This window comes from Xenorhabdus japonica, assembly GCF_900115195.1.
GTDB classification, from domain to species: domain Bacteria; phylum Pseudomonadota; class Gammaproteobacteria; order Enterobacterales; family Enterobacteriaceae; genus Xenorhabdus; species Xenorhabdus japonica.
Genome location: NZ_FOVO01000068.1, coordinates 1 through 5168, shown reverse-complemented (window position 1 = coordinate 5168; position 5168 = coordinate 1). Strand labels below are relative to the sequence as shown.

Below are 5168 nucleotides of genomic sequence, written 5' to 3'. Positions count from 1 at the left end.
TCGATCATCTGATTACACTTTTGATGGTAGGGAATGATGAAATTACCCAACGTTACCTGAATCGCTTACAGGAGAAATACGCTCCGGGTAAATCAATTAAGCCAAATATCGGAAAGGGATTAACAGCAGATCAAAAAGCTAAATTAGGTGGTGCTAGTTCTGGTATGCCGGGAGGATGGAAACCGCAAAATGAGAAGAATACAAGAAAGTTTGATCGTTTTCGGAAAAAAGACCTTATTTCTTCAGCAAATAAGCCCATTAATAAGCAAGGTTTATCAGCAGTGGCTAGGGCATGGGATAAACACGCAGGAAGACCTGGGGGAACATTTAAGCCGTTAAAAGGAAATATTTTCCAAAAAAATGCTGCAGCTGAACAGTTTGTACGCAGTATTCTAAATAACCCAAATACAGTGAGAAATGAATTAGCAAGAGGAGGATTGGAATATAGGTTACCTAATGGTAAAGGTATTCGATTTAATGCAGATGGTTCATTTAATACCGTTTTAGATCCAAAGGTGATGAAATGAAAGAAAGTAAATTAGAATTATTCTTTTCTAGTCCGGCTGAATATGAAAACCTTACATTAGAAGTGCAGTTAGGTTGGGAAAAAATCGCGGAGATAAACCAAGATAAGGGTGTAGATAAGCTTGAGATTGAGTTATTTGGTTCTGATGTAGCGCACGGTTCTATAGCAAAAATGCCATTGGATGACTTTATATCTATTTTAATAGAAGCAAGAGAAACATTGACTCAGAATAGTAGCACTTCTGAGGCGTGAGAATTCATTTCGATAACTGTCTGAATGAACATAATCAATTTATATTGAAAATCTATCGCTTTATAAAAGCAAAGTTTTGTCCTCATGTTTCCGTCTGTTTAGCTCTCATTCCATGAGAGCTTTTTTATTATTTTTCAGAGTGTTAACTGGTTGCTGCTGATACATGCAGAGGCATCATGAAAAATTACCAATCGCTTGAAGCGCCACCACCACTACTGCTACCACCGCCACCGGAAAAGCTATCATCATCATTACGATCAGAACTACAGCCACCAAATAAACCGCCAAAAAGGCTGCCAAATAGACTTTTCAATAATGAAAATACCGAAGAGATCACAAAAAATACCAGAATCACAGGCAACATTATGATGAGCAAGTAAAACTCTGCCGGAACGGAAGAGAATAATCCAACAAGGTTCAGTACATAAGTTCCTACTGCTATCGTCAGGGCCGATTTGAGGAAACGCTTAAACCAGTGCCCTGTACGGAAAACTTTCAGTGGCAAGAGGAACATACTTACCAACCAAAATCCTAATAGCATAAAGATGTCCTTACCGGATATCTGATTGAATGCACCACCATCCTCTTCAAAAACCTTAGCAATCTTTTCCGCGTCTTTCTTTATTTCCACTTGTTCGGACTTTTTCAGCAATGTGCCAATTGAATCAATTGCATCACTAATTCCCTTATAATAAGCCTCTTCTTTGAAAGCCAGTTTCACATCTTTAAATAAAATGAATTCAACCTGACCATCAGTTAATTTACGATATCGGGTCGCGCAAGGGAACTTCCCCCCTGCGCTCCCACGGAACCGGACGTGACAGTCTCCCGTCATCCGGCTCTTGTCGTTGACCGTTCGCGCCGCGTACAAATTGCCCAGTGTGCAAACAGACCAGGCTTAACACTCCTTATCCTGCCTGACCATTCATATGCCTGAGCCAGGCTACCGTGCACCCGCTTATATTTGCGGGTAACCCATTTAGCAAGGTGCAGATCTACATGACTGGCTACACAGTCCATTGCTGACCGATAAAAGCGCCCATAGTACTTGACCCAGCCTCGTAACATGGGATTGAGCCATCGTGCCATTACTTCCAACGACAGCGGTGTTTTGTGACTCAAATCCCAGCCCCTTACTGTCTGCCGGATTGCCTTCGCAGCTCTGGTGCCCATTGCTGGCAGGAAATTCACCGATAGCTTTCCTTCTTTCGAGACCGACTTTCTTGGCCTGAACGTGTAGCCCAAAAAGTCGAAGCTGATTTCAGGATATGCCTCCGTTCTTTCCCTGTCCTTGCAGTAGACAACTTTCGTCTTACCCGGACTCATCTCCAGCTTACACTCAGCCAGACGCTTTCTGAGCTTGCCACGCAACATCATTGCCTGCGCATGACTCTTGCAGTGGATGACTATATCATCAGCGTACCGCTCAAACCGGACGACGGGGAATTCCCGTTTCATCCACATATCGAATGCATAATGCAGGAACAGATTGGCCAACAACGGACTAACGACCCCTCCTTGAGGAGTCCCCTTGTCCCTTATCTGCACCGTTCCATCCGGCATGTACACCGACGCGGTTAGCCATCGCTCAATGTAGAGCAGCACCCATCTGCAATCCGTATGCCTGCGCACCGCTCTCATCAGGAGTTCATGGTCGATGTTATCGAAGAACCCCTTGATGTCCACGTCCAGCACCCAGTCAGTGCGCCAGCATCGTTGCCGGGCTACTCTCAGGGCATCGTGCGCAGATTTATGCGGGCGGTAGCCATAGGAGTCAACGTGGAATTGTGGCTCCAGAATCGGTTCCAGCATGTCTTTGACCACCATCTGCGCGATGCGATCCGCTACCGTGGGTATCCCCAATGGTCTCGTTCCTCCCGTCGCTTTTGGTATCTCGACACGCCGAACCGCTGGCGGCATATAGCTGCCCGAGGCCATTCGATTCCAGAGTTTGTACAAGTTCCCCGCGAGGTTCTTCTCAAATTCCTCAATCGATTGACCATCGATTCCAGCGCTGCCTTTATTGGCTTTTACCTTCTTATACGCTCTCCAGACAGCCTGTCTGGATAACGCAAACGGTTTGGACTGACTCACAGGCTCCTCCCACTTGTACGGTTGACCCGTAATACAATCCCAACGACTGGCCCCCTTCGCTCCACGTCCATTACAGACGTTTCATCACTACTACGGAGCCATCTGCCCCTGTGCCCCGCATCGGTACTCAGGCGCTTGCAGGTTTTCTGCTTGACGCCGCTCCCTTCACATCGGGACGACAGATTCCCACGTTCCATGCCAGAGCCTGTGTTGTGCTCATGCTGTCTATATGCCGGATGCCGTCCAGCCAGTAACCAGATAGCCGTTGGACTTATCACACGCCGCTTAGAAAACGCGCTTTTGACATCATCTTGTTCCTTTCGACACTGCATCTACAGTTCACTCTCGTTCATCTTCACAACACATACATGACGCATTAGATTGCGCCTTTTCCCTGACGCTCACCACCACCGCTCTTAACGGCAGCAGCTCAGGGTAGTTTGAAGGCTGCGTCTGGACACCGCCTCCGAGGGGCCGACCCTCATCTCTCGCACAGCATTGCACCCTTATTTGCCACAGGGTGCATTCGTGGCACACCTGAGCCGGAACCGACTGCAATACGCATTTTATGGTCATCAGAAGCGATCAAAAATAAAATTCCATCATTGCGCTCTTTATTGCCCAATTTCCATTTATCAAATACACGGGAAGAAAAAGCCTCAACAGTATCGCTGCCAGTAGTCGGGATAATCAGAACTGCCGTCTGTACCTTTCTTTCAGATTGCAGCTTTTTCAGTTGACGGGTCAGGCGCTGGTTTTCTGCTTTTGTAAGTACCTTAGAGAGATCTGTCACACGTTTACTTAATGCAGGAACATCAACAACTGTGGTTTCTTGTTTTAGCTCTCCAGCCGATACATTGCTTATTCCAATAAGCAATAAAAACAGTATAAAAAGGTGTTTTATTATAAAGGCATGTATTCTCGATGGTGTCATTTGGGTGTTTTGTTGGGTAGATGACAATTTAACGCAGTTACAACAAGGTATGCGATTCAGAAGCCGAGGGCTCCCACCTAAATTGAGTGATGCGGAAGTCATCACGATGGAAGTGATTGGTGAATTCTTAGTATTTTCAACAGATAAAGGGATTTGGACGTATTTTTGTCACCATTGGCGCGACGGGTTTCCGGGGTTAGGTTCACGGGCCAACTTTGCCAAACAGGCCGCTAACCTTTGGGTTGTCAAACAAAAACTGCAAGAGAAGTTGGCGATGTTATTGAGCGCATTCGACAGACCGGTCCATATTATCGACGGATTTCCGCTGCCCGTCTGTGGATTCAAAAGAGCAAAAGGCTGTGCCAATTTCAAAGGACAAGCCGATTATGGGTACTGCGCCGCCAAAAACGAAACTTACTATGGCTTCAAAGGACATCTCATGATAGATGAAATCGGCGTGATAACCGGGTTGACACTGACGCCCGCCAATGTCAGTGGGCGTGAAGCAACCTGGGATGTGATCGGCTCGATAAAAGGCTGTTTGCTCGGCGATAAAGGGTATTTAGGTGTTGAATTTAAACAGGAAATGAAGGCGGAGGGGATTGAAATGATTACCCCGGTACGAGCCAATATGGATGATCCCATCCCCAGAAAAACGAGAAGGGTCATTAACGCCAAACGCCGTTTAATTGAAACCGTGATTAGTCAACTTGCCGGACAATTTGCTATCGAGAAGTGCTGGGCACGGGATTTGTGGCATTTGAGTAATCGAATTGCCAGAAAACTGCTTTCTCACACGTTGGGTATTTTTGCCAATTTTAAACAAGGTAAAAGTCAACGCGGCTGGCTTCAACAAGCCAACGTTATAGGATGTTAAAGTCGAGCATCGCGTTAATACTAATAATTTTCATGGAAATGTAAATAATGCTGGCACTATAGGTGCAGGCAATACAGGCGACATTCATCAACAAAATACTATCACGGCGGGTGATTTTAACTCTCTTGAACGTCAACTAAAAGGTTATGGTATTGAGGATAACGATATCTCTGAATTGAAAGAAATCGTTCAAAATTCACCTAAACCAACCTCATCAAATAGTTTTGGGGGAAAAATTGGTGGATGGATCGATAACATGATTGGCAAAGCTTATTCAGGAAGTCTTAAAATCGCTGGTACTGCCGCCCCTGCTCTACTTACTAATGCTATCTGCCATTACTACGGAATTCCTGTATAAACCCTTATAGCCATAAATTATGCCTTTCTACTTAGGGCAAACGGGTCTAATTTATACAGATGAAAATCCCACTGTCAGGATTTTCATCATATAGCCATTATCCCAGCCAGCCTTCTGGCGCTTAGTC

At 45.5% G+C, this 5168-nt stretch carries 7 protein-coding genes and 1 pseudogene; 4 read left to right on the top strand and 4 right to left on the bottom strand.

The window, feature by feature from the left end; all coding sequences use genetic code 11:
* Positions 1 to 164 precede the first annotated feature (164 nt).
* A pseudogene (locus BM135_RS18095) lies at positions 165 to 347 on the top strand (Contact-dependent inhibition of growth factor CdiA); the annotation flags it as partial.
* Between the two features lie 176 nt (positions 348 to 523).
* Positions 524 to 778: a hypothetical protein gene (locus tag BM135_RS16110; RefSeq protein WP_092521510.1), complete on the top strand. Its 255-nt coding sequence runs from the start codon at positions 524 to 526 to the stop codon at positions 776 to 778.
* Between the two features lie 184 nt (positions 779 to 962).
* Here BM135_RS16110 and BM135_RS16105 read toward each other — a convergent pair whose 3' ends face one another.
* The 4 genes from BM135_RS16105 to BM135_RS17125 form a co-directional block, all read right to left on the bottom strand.
* Positions 963 to 1613, bottom strand: a complete 651-nt coding sequence (locus BM135_RS16105; protein WP_092521509.1) for a hypothetical protein — start codon at positions 1611 to 1613, stop codon at positions 963 to 965.
* Positions 1610 to 2872, bottom strand: a complete 1263-nt coding sequence (ltrA, locus tag BM135_RS16100) for a group II intron reverse transcriptase/maturase (protein WP_092521508.1) — start codon at positions 2870 to 2872, stop codon at positions 1610 to 1612. The genes BM135_RS16105 and ltrA overlap by 4 nt, the downstream gene beginning before the upstream one ends.
* Positions 2869 to 3204 (bottom strand): hypothetical protein, encoded by a 336-nt coding sequence (locus tag BM135_RS17245; RefSeq protein WP_245737443.1) that lies wholly within the window; start codon positions 3202 to 3204, stop codon positions 2869 to 2871. Before BM135_RS17245 ends, ltrA begins: the two co-directional genes overlap by 4 nt.
* A gap of 149 nt (positions 3205 to 3353) precedes the next feature.
* A complete protein-coding gene (locus tag BM135_RS17125; RefSeq protein ID WP_245737442.1) occupies positions 3354 to 3749 on the bottom strand; it encodes a TPM domain-containing protein in 396 nt (131 codons plus the stop codon).
* Positions 3750 to 3789: 40 nt separating this feature from the next.
* On the opposite strand from BM135_RS17125, the gene BM135_RS16085 reads away from it, so the two are divergent.
* Positions 3790 to 4683: an IS982 family transposase gene (locus BM135_RS16085; protein WP_092521511.1), complete on the top strand. Its 894-nt coding sequence runs from the start codon at positions 3790 to 3792 to the stop codon at positions 4681 to 4683.
* A gap of 175 nt (positions 4684 to 4858) precedes the next feature.
* A complete protein-coding gene (locus tag BM135_RS17600) occupies positions 4859 to 5041 on the top strand; it encodes a hypothetical protein (protein WP_245737440.1) in 183 nt (60 codons plus the stop codon).
* Positions 5042 to 5168 lie beyond the last annotated feature (127 nt).